Source organism: Winogradskyella vincentii (genome assembly GCF_020166345.1).
GTDB lineage: Bacteria > Bacteroidota > Bacteroidia > Flavobacteriales > Flavobacteriaceae > Winogradskyella > Winogradskyella vincentii.
In genome coordinates this window covers 24,364-44,011 of sequence record NZ_JAIUJS010000008.1, presented here as the reverse complement: position 1 = coordinate 44,011, position 19,648 = coordinate 24,364, and the positions used below count along the sequence as shown (strand labels likewise).

Here is a 19,648-nt window from a genome sequence, read left to right as displayed (position 1 = left end):
AATAAATGTATGAATTAAGACCTAGTTAAATCATGACAATTATCACATTCAACCTTTCAAATTTGTATTAACTTCAACTGTAAATAGTTAGCTTTTTATTAAATTTATTAGACCATATGAAATCAGAATTTTACAAAAATATTGGCTCCTTATTTTACGCAATTGCAAAGGCAGATGGCAACCTTACATTTGAGGAATATACTGAGTTATCACGTTGTTTAGAACGTGATTGGTTTCATGTTGGAGACAAAAATTTAGAAGTCATTAAAAAGCAGTTCAACGATTTGCAAAGTGAAAATAAATCAGCAGACATTTGTTTTAAATCCTTTGTAGGATATTTAAATAACAACCCAGATTTGTTTGAAAAAAATATCAGGTCAAAGATTTTAAAAACAGCAAACGATATTGCTTACGCATTTTCAAAAATCAACAAAGCTGAACTGACCTATGTCGCAAAATTGGATTTAGAATTTAAAAAGATATAATCATGAAATCTAGTTTCAATAAAATAATTAATTCACAAGTACCTGTATTGGTAGATTTCTATGCTGATTGGTGCGGTCCTTGTAAAATGTTAGCTCCAATACTAAAAGAGGTGAAGGATGAATTGGGTGACAATATTAAAATTGTGAAAATAGATGTGGATAAAAATCAAGCTCTCGCAAGTACTTATCAGGTTAGAGGTGTCCCAACAATGCTCTTATTTAAAAATGGAAAACAAGTCTGGCGTCAATCTGGTGTATTACAAAAATCTGATATTGTTTCAGTTATAAAAAACACAAAATAAGGATTACCCATAAAGAGTGATTTTAGTCATTGTTTAATACGACATCGTATTTTACATTTAAGCCATAATTTTAAAGGCTTATGTCATGAAAAAAGCACTGAGTTTATCCGTTTTACTATTGATTATTCCGTTAACAGTATTTGCACAATCCTTAAGCGGATTAGATTTCATTTCACCTATACATGATGGTGTGATGGCTATTAAAAAAGGTGAAAAATGGGCATTTATTAACCAAGAAGGTGAACTACTTGTTGATTTTAGAAATGATGTTGTTGTTTCTACTATTAATGGAAACAAGTACCCGGTTTTTAATTCAGATCGATGTTTAATCTCATCTGAGAAAGAAGGTATTTCCTATTTCGGGTATATTGATAAAAAGGGTAATGCTATTTTAAAACCACAATTTTTAAATGCGACTGAATTTAAAAATGGTAAGGCCACTGTTATTAAGCTCTACAAAAATGTATTGGGTAAAAATGATGTTCTAGATAAACAGATGATTGAATATGATTATATGGAAGTTGCTATTGATATCAATGGTGAAATTGTTTATTATTTCAATAAAAAACCAACTCATGTTACCTTAGAAAAAAACTTCTTAGGCAAACCTCCTAGAATTAAATCAAAATTCATATCTGACAACTTAATTGCTACTCAGAACATGGATAATACTTGGACCATAAAAAAGTATAAACAATAACTTTAATGAGATTATATTATTTAGTTCTCTTTTTAATCCTATTCTTTGATTGTTCAAATAATAAGGAACACACTACAGCTACAAAAAACTCAATTACAGAATCCGTATATGCTTCGGTTACAGTTCAACCAGACAGCTTATACCAGGTACATTCAATAGTTTCTGGAATTTTGCAAGAAAACTTAGTTGAAGAAGGTGACATTGTAATTAAAAATCAACCATTACTCCAAATTATAAATAATTCCCCCAAACTTAACGCGCAAAACAATAGGCTTGCGGCAGATTTGGCTTATCAAAACTATAAAGGTGAAGCAACTATATTAAATGACATCAGAAATGAAATTGAAGCTGCCAAATTGAAGTTTAAGGACGACTCCATTAATTATTTTAGACAATCTAATTTATGGAAACAAAATATAGGATCTAAAGCACAGTATGATACCAAGAAATTAAATTATGAACTATCTAAAAATTCATTAAAACTTTTAAAAGATAAATTTAAGAGAACAGAAAATGAATTAAAGGTGTTGTTAAAACAGGCCGAAAACAACTATGAAACTTCTCTTATTAACACCAAAGATTTCACTATTAAAAGTAAGATTGATGGTAAATTATACGCATTATACAAAGAACCTGGAGAAATTGTAAATACACAGGAACCTCTTGCATCCATTGGTAGCAGAAATAATTTTATCATTGAGATGCTTATAGACGAAGTTGACATAATTAGTATAACCCTAGGGCAAAAAGTACTCGTCACCTTAGATGCTTATAATAACACCGTTTTTGATGCATCAATTACAAAAATTTACCCTAAGAAGGATGTTCGCAATCAAACCTTTTTGGTTGAGGCAATATTTACTGAAGTCCCTGAAAGGCTTTACCCTGGACTTTCTGGTGAAGCTAACATAATAATTGCCAAACATGATAATGTTTTAACCATACCAAAATCTTATTTGATTGACAACGACAAAGTCTCAACAGAAGATGGTTTAAAAACTGTGGAACTTGGATTGCAGAGTATGGAATTTGCAGAAATAAAATCAGGCATTTCAGAAAACACAATCATTTACAAACCAGAATAATGGTTAACTGGAATTTAATCTTAAACATTGCTAAAACTCATTTACTAACCAAGGTAAAGCAGACAAGCATTGCCGCTTTAGGAGTCACTTTTGGTATAGGTGCCTACATTACCTTAGTATGTTTTATGACAGGTTTAAACACTATGTTAGATGACCTCATATTAAATCAGACTCCGCAAATTCATATTTATAATGAAATTAAACCCTCTAACCAACAACCTATAAGTCTATACGAAGAACTCAATAACAGTATTAAAGTTGTTCATTCTATTAAGCCCAAAATAACCCAGAAGAAAATTCACAATGTTTTGCCTATAATAGATTATTTGTCTAACAATAGCAATGTTGAAGCTGTTTTACCTCAAATTAAAACTCAGATATTTTATATCGCTGGTTCTATTGAAATTGGCGGCAACCTTACCGGCTTTGAACCCATTAAGGAAGTTGAGCATTTTAACCTCAACAATTATATCATTGAAGGATCTGCTACAGCTTTAAACAATATTGACAACAGCATAATTATTGGTGCTGGAATTGCAGAAAAAATGTCTTTAAAAATTGGAGATCGTGTCCAGGTCAGTCCTCTTGAAGGTGGTTTCTTCCCATTAAAAATTGTAGGTATTTATCAAAGTGGTATAGCAGATGTCGATGCCATACAAAGCTTTACTAATATAAAAACGATTCAGCGGATTCTAGGAAAGCCAAAAAACTATATCACAGATTTAAACCTAAAGTTATATGATATTAACATAGCACCACAATTATCCAAGGAAATTGAAAATCAGTTTAATTTAAGAGCCATTGATATACAAACTGCAAATGCGCAATTTGAAACAGGAACAACCGTTAGAAACCTAATTACATATGCTGTTTCCATCACACTTTTAATAGTAGCCGGATTTGGGATTTATAACATTCTTAATATGTTAATCTATGAAAAGATGAATGATATTGCTATTCTCAAAGCCACAGGTTTCTCTGGCAGAGACGTTCAGCTTATATTTATGAGTCAGGCAATGATTATTGGGTTTGTAGGCGGAATTTTAGGGCTTTTAATTGGTTTTGGATTGGCCAACTTTATAGGCACATTGCCATTTAATACGGAAGCCTTACCAACTATTGAGACCTATCCCATAAATCTAAATCCATTATTCTTTCTTATAGGCTTTAGTTTTGCAATGATATCTACATTTATTGCGGGTTATTTACCATCTAAAAGGGCAGAAAAAATTGATCCAGTTAAAATTATAAGAGGACAATGATGGAACCAATTTTAGAAGCAAGACATATCAACAAATATTTTAGAAAACCTGTTTTATTCCATGTCCTTAAAGACATTAATTTTAAGATAAACAAAGGCGAATTCACTTCAATTATGGGTAAGTCTGGTTGTGGAAAATCTACGCTATTATACATATTGTCTACAATGGATACAGATTATGATGGTGAATTATTACTCAACAATCAGCTTATAACTGGGGCTGAACGCAATGAGCTGTCATATATTAGAAATAAGTACGTCGGATTTGTGTTTCAGTTTCATTATTTATTGCCTGAATTCTCAGTTCTAGAAAACGTAATACTACCTGCAAAAAAATTGGGAGAGAAATCCATTGAAGAAATAATCTCAGACGGTCATGACAAATTGAAAATACTAAATATTGAGCACCTCGCAACTAAACGTGCATCTCAGATTTCTGGTGGAGAAAAACAACGTGTTGCAATCGCAAGAGCACTCATTAACAATCCATCAATTATAATGGGCGATGAGCCTACGGGCAACCTTGATAGCCACAATGCTGATAATGTCTTTAATATTTTTAGACAATTAAGTGACGAACAAAACCTCTCCTTACTTATTGTTACGCACGATGAAGATTTCGCAAAACAAACAGACAGAATTATAACTATGGGAGATGGCAGAATTATTAGTTAATTCCATCTCTGAAAACCTACCAGTTTTATTTTACATTAATTGTAACCTCTGATGTAATATTTCTTGATGAATTACCAATTCTCAAACTATAACTGCCCTGTTCTACTGTCCAAGCTTTTTGGGAAACATCATAGTACGCTAATTCTTTAACTGGTAATTCTAAAGTAACCTTTTTACTTTGTCCAGAGGTTACCATCACCTTTTTAAATCCTTTTAATTCCTTTTCAGCTCTTTCAACTTGAGAATCTGATTTACTAACATATAATTGTACAACCTCTTTTCCATCCATGCCTCCAGTATTTTCAACATCAACCGTAATTAAAATAGTCTCCTCTTTAGTATACTCATTCTTATCAGTTTTAGCGTTTTTAATACCAAAAGATGTATAAGAAAGCCCATAACCAAATGGATATAAGGGTTCTACATTTTTTGTGTCAAACCAACGGTATCCCACCAAAATGCCTTCTTCATACAATACCGACTCATCACCTGGAAAACTATTAGTTGCATGTGCAGGAGAATCGTCTAATGCTTTAGGCATAGTCCATGGCAGCTTTCCTGATGGATTAACAGTTCCTAATAATACATCTGCTAGGGCATTTCCTCCTTCAGAACCATTGAACCAGCTCCATACCAAAGCTGATGATTTTTGCTCTATAGTATTTAAATTGAATGGTGCGCCACCAATCATAACCACAATTGTATTTGGATTGACTTTAAGAACTTCCTCAATTAGTTCTACCTGTCCAAAAGGAAGTTCTAAATCTGCTCTATCAGAAGCCTCCGTTTCATAATCACGATTTGAACCTGCAAAAATTACGGTTATATCAGAATTTTTGGCCGCGCTAAGCGCTTCATCTAATAGCTTAGTATCCAATTCATCTATTGTAGTTAGCTGTTCCTGGGTTACTTCACCAACTTCTGCTACTTGACCCACAGCACCTTTCTTTTTGGGTGCATATCTTTCAAGATAACCTTCTGCATAATTAATTTTGATAGATTCTGGTAGTCTATTTTGTAGACCTTCAAAAGGAGTCACCTCACGTTTGGTTTTAACACCAGCTCCAAATCCTCCTAATGCGTTCTTCTTCATAGCATTATTACCAATTACCGCAATAGATTTAATTTCAGATATGTTTATTGGCAATAAGTCATTACTATTTTTTAATAGAACAACCGACTCTTTAGCTATATCGTAAGCATCCATAAAGTGAGCCTCAGTATTTATGCTTCCTTTTTTGCGCTTATCGTTGCCCATGCTCTTTACGGTATGCATCAATCGTAATATTCTTTTTAGATGTATGTCAAGTTCTGCTTCTGACATTTTCCCAACTTTAATGGAGTCGATCAATGGATCTGCCAAATAAAATTCATTAAAAGGTTTAGGAGTTCCCATCTCAATATCTAGACCACTTCTTAAGGATTTTACTGATGTATGTACAGCGTTCCAATCTGAAATAACTATCCCTTCAAATCCCCATTCATCTCTTAAAACATCGTTTAGCATATAGCCATTTTCACACAAGTATTCTCCCCTAAATTTGTTGTATGCTCCCATCATACTATAGGCCTTTGCATCTACCACTGCATCTTTGAATGCCGGTAAATAAATTTCACGCAGTGCACGTTCATCTATCTGTACATCTACAAAATCTCTGTTGGTTTCTTGATTATTAGCGGCATAGTGTTTTACGCAAACCGCAACATCATTTTCTTGCATACCAACTACAAAAGGAACCGTGAGTTTTTTATTTAGAAACGGATCTTCCGTAAAGTATTCATAGGTTCTACCTCCTAAAGGCGTTCTAATAATATTAATAGCAGGAGATAACAACACGTCCTTATCTCTCGCGCGAGTTTCTTGGCCAACACTAAATCCAAATGAATAGGCCAGTTCAGTATTCCATGTAGCAGAAAGTCCACCTCCAGCAGGATAGTACGTGGCAAAATCATTATCTAATCCGGCAGGTGCCCAAGAATCTCTTGAAATCTCTTCACGTACACCTAAAGGTCCATCTGCCATTTTCAATTCAGGCACTCCTAAGCGTTCTACACCTGCGGTAGAAAACATACTTGTACCATGTAGCATTCCCGTTTTTTCTTCTAATGTCATTTGACTTATTAAAGCATCTATTTCTGCATCAAACGCATGTGTTATAGATTCACCTACATAGGTTTTAGATGGCTCTTTTTCATCCATTGAAATTTCTGTTTTTGTTGAATCATTGCAGGATATATTAATTAATGATACTGTAACAATTGCTAATACGGTATGTTTAAAATTCATAAATCTTGTAATTGTATGGTTGGAATATTTTGGTTGCAAAAAGAAATGTTTTTTCACTAAAATAAAAATCTCTTAAAGATATTTAAACATTTTCTTTTTCCATGAATTGAAACGAAAAATGTGTTATTAAAAGAAAAAGATAAGAAAGATGCTTTTAAAAATTTTATTGGCTTATATGATTAACTTCAATTAATAATTGGTAATTCAGTTTAAACTATACAATATTATTACTTGTTCAAAAAATTCACCGCTGACCGATATCATTGGCTAGTGTTTTTTGAAGTTATAATTTAAAGTGTTGTTCGAAAAGTTGAATACTGAACAATTTTAAAATATTAGTTGTGAAGACCGTTCAAAAACACTTTAAATTTCTTACAGTTTTAATAGTTTTATTACTGTTACCAATTACACTATCACCTCAAGAAGAAGAGTTTAGGATCATTACAAATAAGTTATTTTCTAATAAGTTAGATACAATATATGGCAAGCAGCACTACGATGGCAAAAAAGTTAAGATCATTGACTCTAAGGGAAACTCCATTTCTCTCCCAACTTTTAACATACTATCTGTAAGAAAAGAAATTGAAGGTTGGCAATATTTTGAATGGGAACCAAACGGGTTTACAGATTATTTGAAAGTAGACATTGATTCAATGAGCTGTGATGAACTTTTTAATCGTGCCATTGAATGGATAAAGGAAAGTTTTATTACTACTGAACACAATTTTTTAATACAGAAGGATTCAGTTTTCGCAGAGTATGAGGGCAGAAAAAGATTTAGAAATTCATATTATCCAAAGGGATATGTGAATAAAATAGACTTTATACCTCGAATAATACCTGACACAATTATACCTGAATTCACCTATAAGTTCACTATTGATAAAGAAAACTATAAAATTACACTAACAGCATATAATCCATTAATTCTCAAAGGAGGAACCCCAGGAACAACAATAACAAGTGTAGCATTTCCAGAGGTTTTTTATACCGTAGAATTAAAGTTTTTTGAAGGAAGCTACACGATAGATCCAGTTCAAATATTCTATTGCTATTTGTATGAAGATCAGTCTTGGGTAGAGCCAGTTGAATTTGATTTTTTGGATATGCCAAGTATACATGATATAGTAATAGATGGATTAAGGCCTTATGGTAGAGTATACTATTATATTTATCCTTTCGAAACCAACTTTTATAAAAAAGATTCTGGGAAAATTCGTCAAAGGTATGTATGTCTACTTTCGCGTATAGAAATTCATTTTAATGATTTAAATAGATCACTATTTAATTATGTTAATGGACAAAATATTTCTCCAGATCTTTATGTATACTACCCTGAGACGAATTGTAGACACTATTGGAGAAAGTGGTAGCTTTTATAATCGAATATAATTCTTGTCTGCTAAAATTAAAATGAGCAACTAATTTAATGGTAAGGAAATTACAAATGATATTAAATATCAGAACGCTAGAGAGTGAACTAGATGAACTTTACAGACTACAAGATAATGAGCGAAGATAAGACAGAAGATATCGCTTAGAGATTAGGATAATCTATCGTAATAATAGTGTGATAATCATTAATAATCTTTTTTAATTCTCTTACACTATAAAAAAACCTATGCTGGAAAGCCCACTAAAAGGTATTTGCGAATTATAAATCAGATTAACAAAGTAGAAACATAACATATCGCAATTTAAGATGAATAAGTCCATTTGATTTTTCTGATATATTTACTATATTCTATTATTGCTAATTAATTTTTTATTTCAGATGCGCACTTTTCTCAAAATTTCTTTTTTACTTTTTTCCTTTATTTTTATTACTAACTGTTCAAATGGTGATGACAGTTCAAATGACGCGAACAACGATGATGTTATAATAGAGCCATTAAATGAATTTGGATTGCTTGAATTTAAAATGTTTAGTAACTCAAATACAAGCACAGATAAGATATTTGAAGGGAGTGATGATAAGTTTAACTACATAGGCTATGGTGAATCTTTCTTCTCTTCAGTTGCTGGGAAGAATGTACCAAAGAACATAAAAAATGTTGTTCAGTTTGATCCTGATTCAGATGTTTCCTATTCAATGGAATTGGACAATAATTATATCCCAATTGAATATAGGTCAAACAGAATAAATGCATTAGATACGATTTGGAGTATTCAATATGACCCAATGATAACTGAAATTACAGTAGAAGTTGAAAATATTGATGGTTCTCTCAATTTTGTTGAGACATTAACCCTCCCGGGATTTGACCCTTCATCTAACGATCGTAATGGCACTTTCAATGAGGATTGCTTAGATGAAATACTAGATGATAGGCCATTATATATTTGTAATGATAGAGAGCTTTACGAACAATTTGGTGAAGATTTTGAATCGACCTCTGGACAAACTGGACATCGTGATGTTAGTAGAGTTGGAAAGTTCATAAATTGGGTGATGGAGATGGCAAGAAGGGTCTTTTGCGACGATGATACAATAGTAACTGAGGATAGAGTTTTTCAAGCTCCTTTTACTTGCGAGGATATAGAAGAGCCTATTAAAAGTTATATTAAGTTTTTAGATACTGGTGAAGTCTTTAAATTTCAAGATCAAGTGTTCGTAACAAATAATATTGACTGTTATGAGGGTACATTGTATTATATTAATACAGAATTTAATTGTGAAGAAGTAAATAATGGTGGTATTATCTGGCCAAATGATGGAAGAGAGTTTATGACAATCTACTGGATTATGGATAGTTTAAATAGCGTTTCTTGGAACTGGACTAGTGGCAGCCCTTCGGTCTATGGACTCGAGCAGGGAGATTTCATTTTCTCGCAACAATCAAACGCTGGATTAACTATCATCGGCCATCAACCTGTTTATTATAGCCCAGATGGCAATTATAATTCTGACGGAAATATAAATAGACCTATTGAGTTGGTCTTTAGATTTTAGTGATTTTTTTGATTCAATTATCTAAATTGAACACATTATTGCTACAATAATAGGCAACACTCAGACTGATTGAAGCATAATTTTGTGGCATGAGAAAATATAGTTCTATTGATAGTTACAGTCAATAGATAAATACGTTTCTGGATCTATTTTATAATCAAGATTTTCGATTTGAAATTGATTTGCTTGTATACATTCAAGATTAAATATGTGTTCGCATTCTAAGTATATCAAGTTTAAATTTCTACTTATATCTAATTGAATTAAGCCAAAGTTCGCTGAACAATCTAAATATTTTAGAGCAGTATTTTGAGACAAATCCAAAGCAGTAATGTAATTATGTTGAACGTTTAATATTTCTAAACTGCTGAAGTCTTGTAAACCAGTAAGATCTCTTATGCCATAACCGGTAATCGACCATCCATAACCTTGACTGGCATTTAATTCTTTTATGTCTTCAATATTACGTGTTAAAACATAGTTATCCATTTTATCATCGTACCCTTTAATGATTAGAAATTCCTCGAAATTGTCATCAGGCACATAAGTATAAAGACTTAAATCCATGTCTTCAACAATATCGTTATCCTTTGAGCAAGTCATTAATAATAATGAAACCAATATTAAAATTAGATTTTTCATAATATTAGATTTTAATTATTCCAAAACCAACGTTCCGAACATCAAGATGGTCAATTAAAAAAAATAAGGCAATGATATTACTCAGTTATAAAATCCTACTTTTTTAAAAGCAAGTATTTTTAAACCTTCAGTATTACAACAGATTATTGCTACAATAATAAGCAACACTCAGACTGATTGACACATAATTTTGTAGTATGAAGTTTACCAGTTATTTTTCATGTCTTTTAAAATCAAAAAAGCCGAAACTTTCGTTTCGGCTTTTCGTCTGTACTGAAGGCGGGACTTGAACCCGCACGGCCATAATGGCCATTGGATTTTAAGTCCAACGTGTCTACCAATTCCACCACTTCAGCATCAAGGTTACGAACTGTAACCATATTGGTATATATTGTATAGAGCGAAAGACGGGATTTGAACCCGCGACCCTCACCTTGGCAAGGTGATGCTCTACCCCTGAGCTACTTTCGCGTAGTCTTTTTAAAGAACATATTCGCTGTAAAAGCGGATGCAAATTTAAAATATTTCTTAGAAAAGCAAAGCCTTTTTTTAAAATAAATAGAAATTAAATTATGCTTGTTTTTTCTTAACCAGCATACGCTTTATTTCATTGAGCTTCATTAAAGCTTCAACAGGAGTCAGGGTATCAATATCTGTATGTAATATTTCGTCTTTAATTTCTTCTAATAATGGATCGTCTAGGTTAAAGAAGCTCAACTGCATATCATCTTTTAGCGATTTTACCTTATCCGTTAATTCTTCGCTAGAATGGGACTTCTCTAATTTTGATAATATCTTATTAGCACGACGAATAACCTGTTGTGGCATACCAGCCATCTTAGCTACATGAATTCCAAAACTATGTTCACTACCTCCTTCAACTAGCTTCCGCACAAATAGTACATTGTCCTTTAGCTCCTTAATCGCAACATTAAAGTTTTTAATTCTACCGAAGGTCTCAGTCATTTCATTAAGCTCGTGGTAATGCGTTGCAAATAAGGTTTTTGGTCTTGCAGGATGCTCATGCAGATATTCACTGATAGCCCAAGCGATGGAAATACCATCGTAAGTGCTTGTACCACGACCGATTTCGTCTAGAAGTACCAAGCTTCGTTCAGAAATATTGTTAAGAATAGATGCCGTTTCATTCATCTCAACCATAAACGTAGATTCACCCATTGAGATATTATCACTAGCACCAACACGCGTAAATATTTTATCTACCAAGCCTATTCTAGCTTCTTTTGCTGGGACAAAACTTCCTATTTGAGCCAGCAATACTATTAAAGCCGTTTGTCTCAATATAGCTGACTTACCAGACATATTAGGTCCGGTTATCATAATGATTTGTTGTGACTCTCTATCTAGATAAACATCATTTGCAATGTAGGGTTCACCAAGTGGTAATTGTTTTTCAATGACTGGGTGACGACCATCTTTGATATCTAATTCAAAGCTATCATCAATCTGTGGGTAATTATATTTATTGGATTTTGCCAAACTTGCAAAGCCACACAGACAATCTAACTGACCTATCAGTTGCGCATTTTGTTGCACTTTAATAATGAATTGGTGCATCCAAAGCACTAGCTCAGAAAACAGTTGTTGTTCAATGGCTAAAATACGCTCTTCTGCACCAAGAATGTTAGCTTCATATTCCTTTAGTTCTTCTGTAATATAGCGTTCTGCATTGACTAAAGTTTGTTTTCTAATCCACTCTTCCGGTACTTTATCTTTATGCGAATTACGTACTTCTATGTAATACCCAAACACATTATTTGAGGCTATCTTTAGTGAGGTAATCCCTGTGCGTTCACTTTCACGTTGTAGCATAGCATCTAGGTAATCCTTACCTGACTTTGACAATCCTCTTAGCTCATCTAATTCTTGGGAATAACCTGTAGCAATTGTATTTCCTTTCAATACATTAACTGGTGCTTCTTCATTAAGTGTCTGCTTTATCTTATCCCTTAGTAAATCACAATTATTTAGATTCTCACCAATGACTTTTAGAGCTTCATTTTCACATGTTTCTGCCAAAGATTTTATCGGTACAATGGCTTCCAATGAATTCTTTAACTGAATCACTTCGCGAGGACTCACTTTAGTCGTTGCAATTTTTGAGATAAGACGTTCTACATCACCAATATGCTTTATTTGTCCTTGTATTTTTTGAAGAACGGCTTCATTATCTAGCAAAAACTGTACAACCTCATGTCGTTGCTTTATCTTATCTGCATGCTTTAATGGTAAGGCTAACCAACGTTTTAAAGTTCGCCCTCCCATCGCAGAAATGGTCTTATCAATAACGTTAATAAGTGTAACGGCATTTGCATTTGTGGAATGGTACAACTCTAAATTTCTAATAGTGAATTTATCCATCCACACATAATCATCGGTTGCTATCCTTGATAGGGTTGCAATATGCTCTAACCTGTTATGCCGAGTTTCACTTAAATAATGAAGTACAACGCCAGAAGCAATTATCCCTTCATATAAATCATCAATACCAAAGCCTTTAAGAGTTTTTGTATTGAAATGTTTGGTTAAGGTTTCGTGAGCATAATCTGCTTGAAACACCCAATCTTCCAGATAAAATGTATGGAAATCATTTCCAAAAGTTTCAGTAAACTCCGTTCTACATTGTTTGGATATTAAAACTTCATTAGGACTAAAATTCTGAAGTAACTTATCTACATATTCTGCATCACCTTGAGATGTTAAAAATTCTCCAGTAGAAATATCCAAGAAGGAAACACCAATATATTTTTTATCAAAATGGACTGCACATAAAAAGTTGTTTGATTTTGAATGTAGTATATCATCATTCAACGCTACACCTGGTGTTACCAATTCCGTCACACCGCGTTTTACAATTTTTTTGGTTTGCTTAGGATCTTCTAATTGATCGCAAATCGCTACACGCTCACCTGCTCTCACTAATTTTGGCAAATACGTATTTAACGAATGGTGAGGAAATCCTGCCAATTCTGTTTCACTCTCGCTACCTGCACCACGTTTTGTTAGAATAATATCTAAAATCTTTGAAGCTTTAACGGCATCACTACCGAAGGTTTCATAGAAATCACCGACTCTAAACAACAATAAAGCATCTGGATACTTTGCTTTAATAGCATTGTATTGCTTCATTAATGGTGTTTCTTTTTTTGCCTTTTTAGCCAAGAGTTTTGTGTACTTTTGTTAAAAATGTAAGTGTGCTAATTTAGCCAAATAGCTGAGTTTTATAAAGTGAAGAAGCTATAAGTTATCTACAATTAGACCAAGATTTCAACATGCGAAAGTTAAAAAACGAAGAATTAGACCGATTAGATATTTCAGAATTTAAACAAACTGATAAGTCACCTATCATAATAATTCTTGATAATATTAGAAGTTTAAATAATATCGGTTCGGTATTTAGAACCAGCGATGCCTTCTTAATTGAGAAAATTTATCTCTGTGGCATTACAGCGCAACCACCACATAACGATATTCGTAAAACGGCTTTAGGAAGCACAGAATCTGTGGATTGGGAATATCATGAAAACACACTTAATGTAATTGAAAAGTTAAAATCTGAAGACGTCATTATATGCTCAATTGAGCAAGCAGAAAAGGCCACATTTCTCAATACTTTTGAACCTCAACCAAATACCAAATATGCCTTTGTTTTTGGAAACGAAGTTAAAGGTGTACAACAAGATGTGGTTGACAAAAGTGATGTGGTGATTGAAATTCCTCAATATGGCACTAAGCATTCCCTAAATATTTCTGTAAGCGCTGGCGTGGTAATTTGGGATGTGTTTTCTAAACTTAAGCAACGTAATTAAATTGAATAAGTTAAAAAACCCTTGGCCAACTAAGGAAGCAATGACTCAAATTTATGAGATGCATCTTTGGGGCGGAAAAGACTATGATTTTTATTCTGGTGAAGGTTCTCACCATCGAGACATTATAAAACCCTATTTAGAAGCCGTGACTTCTTTTTTAGCTTCGCACAATAATAAACTAACGGTTTGCGACTTGGGCTGTGGTGATTTTAATATTGGAAAGCAACTTGTTGAATTTACTGAATCATTCATTGCTATTGATATTGTAGAAAACCTAATCGAAAGGAACAAAGCACTATTCAAGGCAGATAATTTAGAGTTTCATTGTTTAGATATTTCACGAGATGAATTGCCAAAAGCAGATTGCATTATTCTGAGGCAAGTCCTTCAGCATTTATCAAATAATGAAATTAAAAGTATTGTCGAAAAACTTTCTAATTATAAATACATAATACTCACAGAGCATCTTCCAATCGGTCAATTCACTGCTAACAAAGATGTTATTTCTGGTCAAGGAATTCGTAAAAAAATTAATAGTGGTGTAGACCTATTGGCAACGCCTTTTAATCTCAAAATAAAAAAGGACATACTACTGAATGAAATAATATTAGAAACTAATAAAGGAATAATTAAAACTGTTTTATACGAACTGTTCTAACTATTAATTTCATTCAACAACCACAAGTAGTCTTCACGATTCTTTACGAAATCACGATCTGAAATATCTATAATTTTTACGTTTAATTCTGTTTGATTCCGTAAGAAGTTTAAATAACCTGAGTTAATTTTCTCTAAGTATTCATCTTGTATTTCTTTCTCATACTTACGTCCGCGCTTTTTTATATTTTCTTGCAATCGTTCCGTATTTTGATAGAGATAGACATATAAATCTGGTCTTGCGATGTCTTTATAAACCTGATAGAACAATTTTCGATATAGTCTAAACTCATCTTCGGGCAAGGTTACCTTTGAAAAAATGAGCGATTTATGGACGTCGTAATCACTAACCATGAAGTCTTTGAACAAATCCAATTGCGATAAATCATCACTTATTTGCTGATAGCGATCCGCTAAAAAAGACATCTCTAGTGTAAAGGCGTAACGCTCTGGTTCCTTATAAAATTTGGGTAAAAACGGATTGTCAGCAAAGCGCTCTAAAATGAGTTTAGCATTAAAATCTTTTGAAATCCTTGTTGCTAAGCTCGTTTTCCCTGCACCAATATTCCCCTCTATTGCAATAAAGTTAAAATCACTAAAGCTGTAGGCCTTTTTTGGATTCTTTAGCCATTTATTAATAGGTTCAATTTTTGAATTATCTGAGCATTCCCCTAACAATTCTGAAACTGTTTTATTCAATTTTGGATGCGCTATATCTTTTGCAATATCCAGCAAAGGTTCCAATACAAATCTGCGATTATGCATTTCTGGATGGGGAATTATAAGACTCTTTTGCTCAACTATTTCATCTTCATAAAATAATATATCCAAATCAATTTCACGAGATTCATAACCTTTAGAGCTTGACTTCTTACGACCTAAATCCTTTTCAATCTTCAAAAGTTGCTTTAATAGTTGCTTTGGTTTCAATTCGGTATTGACCTTAATGCAAGCATTATGAAATTCTTCACCTTCAAACCCAAAAGCAGGTGTGTTATATACTTTAGATATTTTTTCAATAGCACCAACAGTTATAAAAATAGCATCAATGGCAGATTGGAGATTTTGCAATTTCAAACCCTTATTACTACCTAATGCTATGTAAACTGTCTTCGCTAATTTCATGGAGAAAGCAAATTAACTAAAAGATATATTAATAGATTATCTTTGGGTCAACATTTTATCTACAATTTTAAATGCAATTAAAGGACAAGCTTTTAGCCCAACGCATATACCTACTATTAGGTGCCCTTTTTATTACCTCGCTTGTTGTATCTAATTTAATTTTCCAAAAGTTTTTTTACTGGTACCCTATAGACATTGAAATTTTTGGGAGTAAAATATTTGAAATTTCGGTTGGCATATTGCCTTACCCTATTACCTTTTTAATTACAGATTTAATTAGTGAGATTTATGGTAAAAAAAGAGCAAACGATGTTGTAGTAGCAGGTATTTTCGCTTCCTTTTTTTCAATGCTTATTATATACACTTCAAATGCGGTTCCTGCTACGCCATGGTCACCTGTGCAAGACAGCATGTTTTCTACAGTTTTTGGAAGTACAGCAATTGCAGTTTTTGCAAGTATGATGGCCTATCTTTTGGCTCAATTTGTAGATATTCATATTTATCATTTCTGGAAAAATCTAACCAAAGGGAAACACCTTTGGTTACGTAATAATTTCTCAACATTTTTATCTCAATTTGTCGATACTGCAACGGTCCTACTTTTACTATGTAGTTTCGGTAAAATTGAATGGGATAAATTCACTGGTTTGTTAATCGCTGGTTTTCTCTTTAAAGTTCTCGTTGCTTTATTTGACACTCCATTTCTTTATTTAGGTGTGTATATTTTTAGAAGAAGATTTAAGCTAAAAGTAAATGAAGAAATTGATCTCCTTTAGGTGATTTTTAAACCTTAAAATCTTGCTAAAGTTTAATTAAGGCACAACTATTGTCCCTTGTTATTCGTATAATACTATAGTTACGGAATCATTATGAAGAAATTTTTAAAAATAATTGGAATTCTTTTACTCATTTTTATCGCTGTATTGATAGCAATTCCTCTTGTTTTAGAGTCTAAAATAGATACCATAGTTCAGAATTATGCCGATGAAAACTTAAATGCTGATTTAAGTTTTGACGATATCAGCCTGAGTTTAATTAGTAGTTTTCCGAAGGCTGAAGTTAATGTAGAGAACTTAAAAATAATTAATAGGGCACCATTTGAGGATGAAACATTAGTCACTGCAAAATCCATTTCTTTTGAAATGCCAGTGCGTCAATTATTCAGCAGTGAAGATGAGCCCTTAGCAGTTAATGAAATCATCGCTGACGAATTGCTGTTAACCTTAAAAACCAATAAAAATGGTACCGTTAATTATGACATTGTGAAGAAAAATGAATCTGTTACTCCAACCTCGGATTCTTCTTCAACGAGTTTTAGTTTTGATATAGAGCATTATGAACTTAACAACAGTGCAATAACATATTTAGATGAAGAATCTAACGTAAAGTTTGATGCTACGGATATTAATCACTCTGGTAATGGTATTTTTTCTGGGCAACTTTCTGAATTGGAAACAAACACCGTTGCAAAAATCAGTTTGAGCCTTGATAGTACAAATTACCTAACAAATAATAATTTAAAATTAGATGCACTCATCGATCTTAACTTAGATGAAGACATTTATACATTTAAAGAGAACAAAGGATTTATCAATGCTTTGCCTTTAGAATTTAACGGATTTGTTCAATTGGTTGAAGCTGGTCAACAAATAGACATAACATTCAAAAATCCAGAATCTTCATTTAAAGATTTCTTGGCCATTTTACCAGAAACCTATTCAAAAAACATTGAAGATGTAACTACCACTGGTAGTTTTAAGATTGATGGAGAGATAAAAGGATTGATTTCAGATGAATCTATCCCAACCTTAGACATTAATTTGTTATCCAAAAATGCGTCGTTTAAGTATCCTGATTTGGCTAAAAGCGTTGATAATATAACTATAGATGCTTCTATTAAAAACAAAACAGGCAAAGCAAACGACACTTATATAGACATTAATAAACTAGATTTTAAAGTAGACCAAGATGTTTTTAAATCTGAGGCTCATATAAAAAATCTAACAGGAAATATACTGATTGACGCCTACTTAGATGGCGTATTGAATTTGGCAAATATCACAAAGGCCTATCCAATAGAACTAGAAAATCAACTTAGCGGTATCCTAAAAGGAAAACTCAATACGTCTTTTGATATGAATGCCATTGAAACAAATGCCTATCAAAGAATAAAGAATAAAGGGAGTGTTACCATCTCAGATTTTATTTTTTCATCTGAAGATATTGTTAATCCAATACAAATAAATAATGCTGACTTAAGTTTTAAACCTGGCAATGTTATGCTCAATAGTTTTGACGCACAAACAGGGAAAAGTGATTTTAAGGCAACAGGATATATTAATAATCTTCTTGGTTTCTTATTGAGCGATAAAAAATTACAGGGTGATTTTAAAGTAACATCGAACAATTTTGTTGTTGAAGATTTTATGGTTGAAGATGAGTCAGTGACAGATGATTCCAAAAAGACGACATCTGATGATGAATCTTTAAAAATTCCAGATTTTTTAGACTGTTCTATTTACGCCAATGCACAAAATGTTGTTTATGATAATTTAACCTTGAAAAACGTTAGTGGCAAACTACGTATCAAAGACCAAAATGCTAATTTAAGTGAAATGACAACCAGTCTTTTTGGAGGCAAATTAGGTATAAACGGTAATGTATCTACAAAATCCGACCGACCTATTTTTGACATGCAATTGGCTATGCAACAATTTGATATTTCGCAATCTTTTAATGATTTAGAAATGTTAAAAGCTCTGGCTCCTATCGCCAAAGTTGTTCAAGGAAAACTAAATTCTACCATTAATGTAAGCGGTTTACTAGATGAAAATTTCACACCAGACCTAAATACTATTTCTGGTGATGCACTTGCTGAAATACTGACGTCTAATATTGATACATCTAAAAGTCCAATATTATCTGGTTTAGATGATCAATTAAATTTCATTGATTTTAATGAGCTTGAAAAGGATATTAAAACAAAGTTGAAATTTGACAAGGGTGAGGTAACAGTGAATCCGTTTACAATCACTTATAATGATATTCCTATTGAAGTTTCTGGGAAACACAGTTTCACAAATACAATGGATTATAAGGCTATTGTAGAAGTGCCAGCTAAATACCTAGGCAACGACGTTAACCAATTATTAGAAAGTTTAAATGATCCAGAACTAGATAATGTCACCATCCCGGTAACAGCCAATATTGATGGGACATTTTCAAATCCTAATATAAAAACGGACTTAACAAGTGGCATTGCCAACTTAACAAATCTACTCATAGAAATACAAAAGCAAAAACTACTTAATCAAGGCAAAGACAAAGTTAATGAGCTAATTGGCGGAATATTAGGTAATAACAAAAACGAAACAAAAACAGACTCCACAATTACCAAAACTGATAGTACCAAAACAAATTCAACTGAAGATGTGGTAAAAGAGGGCGTGAAAAATGTACTTGGCGATATTTTCAGGAAAAAGAAGAGTAAAGAAAAAGAAGACAAAAAAGTCCCAGATTCGACTAAAAATGATTGATTTTAGGCAAAAATGATTCATTTTTTGCCAATTTTTGTTAATAATTGATGTTTTTCTTGCTTTTCTAAATTATTAAGTTATGTTGTGGGTTGACTAAATTTAAACTAATT

The 19,648-nt window shown here is 32.6% G+C and carries 16 protein-coding genes and 2 tRNA genes; 12 read left to right on the top strand and 6 right to left on the bottom strand.

The features are described from left to right. The first annotated feature begins 116 nt into the window (after positions 1 to 116). The 6 genes from LBV24_RS12855 (at position 117) to LBV24_RS12830 (ending at position 4,508) form a co-directional block, all read left to right on the top strand. On the top strand, positions 117 to 485 hold the full coding sequence (locus LBV24_RS12855) for a tellurite resistance TerB family protein (protein WP_224479063.1): 369 nt from the start codon (positions 117 to 119) through the stop codon (positions 483 to 485). A gap of 2 nt (positions 486 to 487) precedes the next feature. After that, entirely contained in the window at positions 488 to 787 is a 300-nt protein-coding gene (trxA, locus tag LBV24_RS12850; RefSeq protein WP_224479062.1) for a thioredoxin, read from the top strand. An 85-nt stretch (positions 788 to 872) separates the two neighbouring features. Further along, positions 873 to 1,487 carry a WG repeat-containing protein gene (locus LBV24_RS12845; RefSeq protein ID WP_224479061.1) on the top strand — a complete coding sequence of 205 codons (615 nt, stop codon included), beginning with the start codon at positions 873 to 875 and terminating at the stop codon, positions 1,485 to 1,487. A 5-nt stretch (positions 1,488 to 1,492) separates the two neighbouring features. Then, positions 1,493 to 2,572: an efflux RND transporter periplasmic adaptor subunit gene (locus LBV24_RS12840; RefSeq protein ID WP_224479060.1), complete on the top strand. Its 1,080-nt coding sequence runs from the start codon at positions 1,493 to 1,495 to the stop codon at positions 2,570 to 2,572. Continuing rightward, positions 2,572 to 3,834 (top strand): ABC transporter permease, encoded by a 1,263-nt coding sequence (locus tag LBV24_RS12835; protein WP_224479059.1) that lies wholly within the window; start codon positions 2,572 to 2,574, stop codon positions 3,832 to 3,834. Before LBV24_RS12840 ends, LBV24_RS12835 begins: the two co-directional genes overlap by 1 nt. Beyond that, on the top strand, positions 3,834 to 4,508 hold the full coding sequence (locus LBV24_RS12830) for an ABC transporter ATP-binding protein (RefSeq protein WP_224479124.1): 675 nt from the start codon (positions 3,834 to 3,836) through the stop codon (positions 4,506 to 4,508). The genes LBV24_RS12835 and LBV24_RS12830 overlap by 1 nt, the downstream gene beginning before the upstream one ends. 25 nt (positions 4,509 to 4,533) lie before the next feature. On the opposite strand, the gene LBV24_RS12825 is transcribed toward LBV24_RS12830, so the two are convergent. Further along, positions 4,534 to 6,795 (bottom strand): glycoside hydrolase family 3 C-terminal domain-containing protein, encoded by a 2,262-nt coding sequence (locus LBV24_RS12825; protein WP_224479058.1) that lies wholly within the window; start codon positions 6,793 to 6,795, stop codon positions 4,534 to 4,536. A 341-nt stretch (positions 6,796 to 7,136) separates the two neighbouring features. On the opposite strand from LBV24_RS12825, the gene LBV24_RS12820 reads away from it, so the two are divergent. Together LBV24_RS12820 and LBV24_RS12815 are read left to right on the top strand one after the other, a co-directional pair. Continuing rightward, positions 7,137 to 8,168 (top strand): hypothetical protein, encoded by a 1,032-nt coding sequence (locus LBV24_RS12820; protein ID WP_224479057.1) that lies wholly within the window; start codon positions 7,137 to 7,139, stop codon positions 8,166 to 8,168. Positions 8,169 to 8,569: 401 nt separating this feature from the next. Continuing rightward, positions 8,570 to 9,748 (top strand): hypothetical protein, encoded by a 1,179-nt coding sequence (locus LBV24_RS12815; protein ID WP_224479056.1) that lies wholly within the window; start codon positions 8,570 to 8,572, stop codon positions 9,746 to 9,748. 105 nt (positions 9,749 to 9,853) lie between these two features. On the opposite strand, the gene LBV24_RS12810 is transcribed toward LBV24_RS12815, so the two are convergent. From LBV24_RS12810 to mutS, 4 genes are all read right to left on the bottom strand, one after another. Next, positions 9,854 to 10,390, bottom strand: coding sequence for a hypothetical protein (locus LBV24_RS12810; RefSeq protein WP_224479055.1), 537 nt, complete (start codon positions 10,388 to 10,390; stop codon positions 9,854 to 9,856). Positions 10,391 to 10,661: 271 nt separating this feature from the next. Beyond that, positions 10,662 to 10,746 (bottom strand) — tRNA-Leu (locus tag LBV24_RS12805). Between the two features lie 43 nt (positions 10,747 to 10,789). Then, positions 10,790 to 10,861: transfer RNA gene (locus tag LBV24_RS12800), tRNA-Gly, on the bottom strand. Between the two features lie 99 nt (positions 10,862 to 10,960). Further along, a complete protein-coding gene (gene mutS / locus LBV24_RS12795; protein ID WP_224479054.1) occupies positions 10,961 to 13,573 on the bottom strand; it encodes a DNA mismatch repair protein MutS in 2,613 nt (870 codons plus the stop codon). 110 nt (positions 13,574 to 13,683) lie between these two features. On the opposite strand from mutS, the gene LBV24_RS12790 reads away from it, so the two are divergent. After that, entirely contained in the window at positions 13,684 to 14,220 is a 537-nt protein-coding gene (locus LBV24_RS12790; protein WP_224479053.1) for an RNA methyltransferase, read from the top strand. A gap of 40 nt (positions 14,221 to 14,260) precedes the next feature. Beyond that, positions 14,261 to 14,878 (top strand): class I SAM-dependent methyltransferase, encoded by a 618-nt coding sequence (locus LBV24_RS12785; protein ID WP_224479123.1) that lies wholly within the window; start codon positions 14,261 to 14,263, stop codon positions 14,876 to 14,878. On the opposite strand, the gene folK is transcribed toward LBV24_RS12785, so the two are convergent. Beyond that, positions 14,875 to 16,002 carry a 2-amino-4-hydroxy-6-hydroxymethyldihydropteridine diphosphokinase gene (gene folK / locus LBV24_RS12780; RefSeq protein ID WP_224479052.1) on the bottom strand — a complete coding sequence of 376 codons (1,128 nt, stop codon included), beginning with the start codon at positions 16,000 to 16,002 and terminating at the stop codon, positions 14,875 to 14,877. The two genes, LBV24_RS12785 and folK, sit on opposite strands and share 4 nt — an antisense overlap. Positions 16,003 to 16,073: 71 nt before the next feature. Between folK and LBV24_RS12775 the strand changes: the two genes are divergently transcribed. Both LBV24_RS12775 and LBV24_RS12770 read left to right on the top strand, forming a co-directional pair. Beyond that, positions 16,074 to 16,778: a queuosine precursor transporter gene (locus tag LBV24_RS12775; protein WP_224479051.1), complete on the top strand. Its 705-nt coding sequence runs from the start codon at positions 16,074 to 16,076 to the stop codon at positions 16,776 to 16,778. 93 nt (positions 16,779 to 16,871) lie between these two features. Further along, positions 16,872 to 19,538 carry an AsmA-like C-terminal region-containing protein gene (locus LBV24_RS12770; protein WP_224479050.1) on the top strand — a complete coding sequence of 889 codons (2,667 nt, stop codon included), beginning with the start codon at positions 16,872 to 16,874 and terminating at the stop codon, positions 19,536 to 19,538. Positions 19,539 to 19,648: the final 110 nt, after the last annotated feature.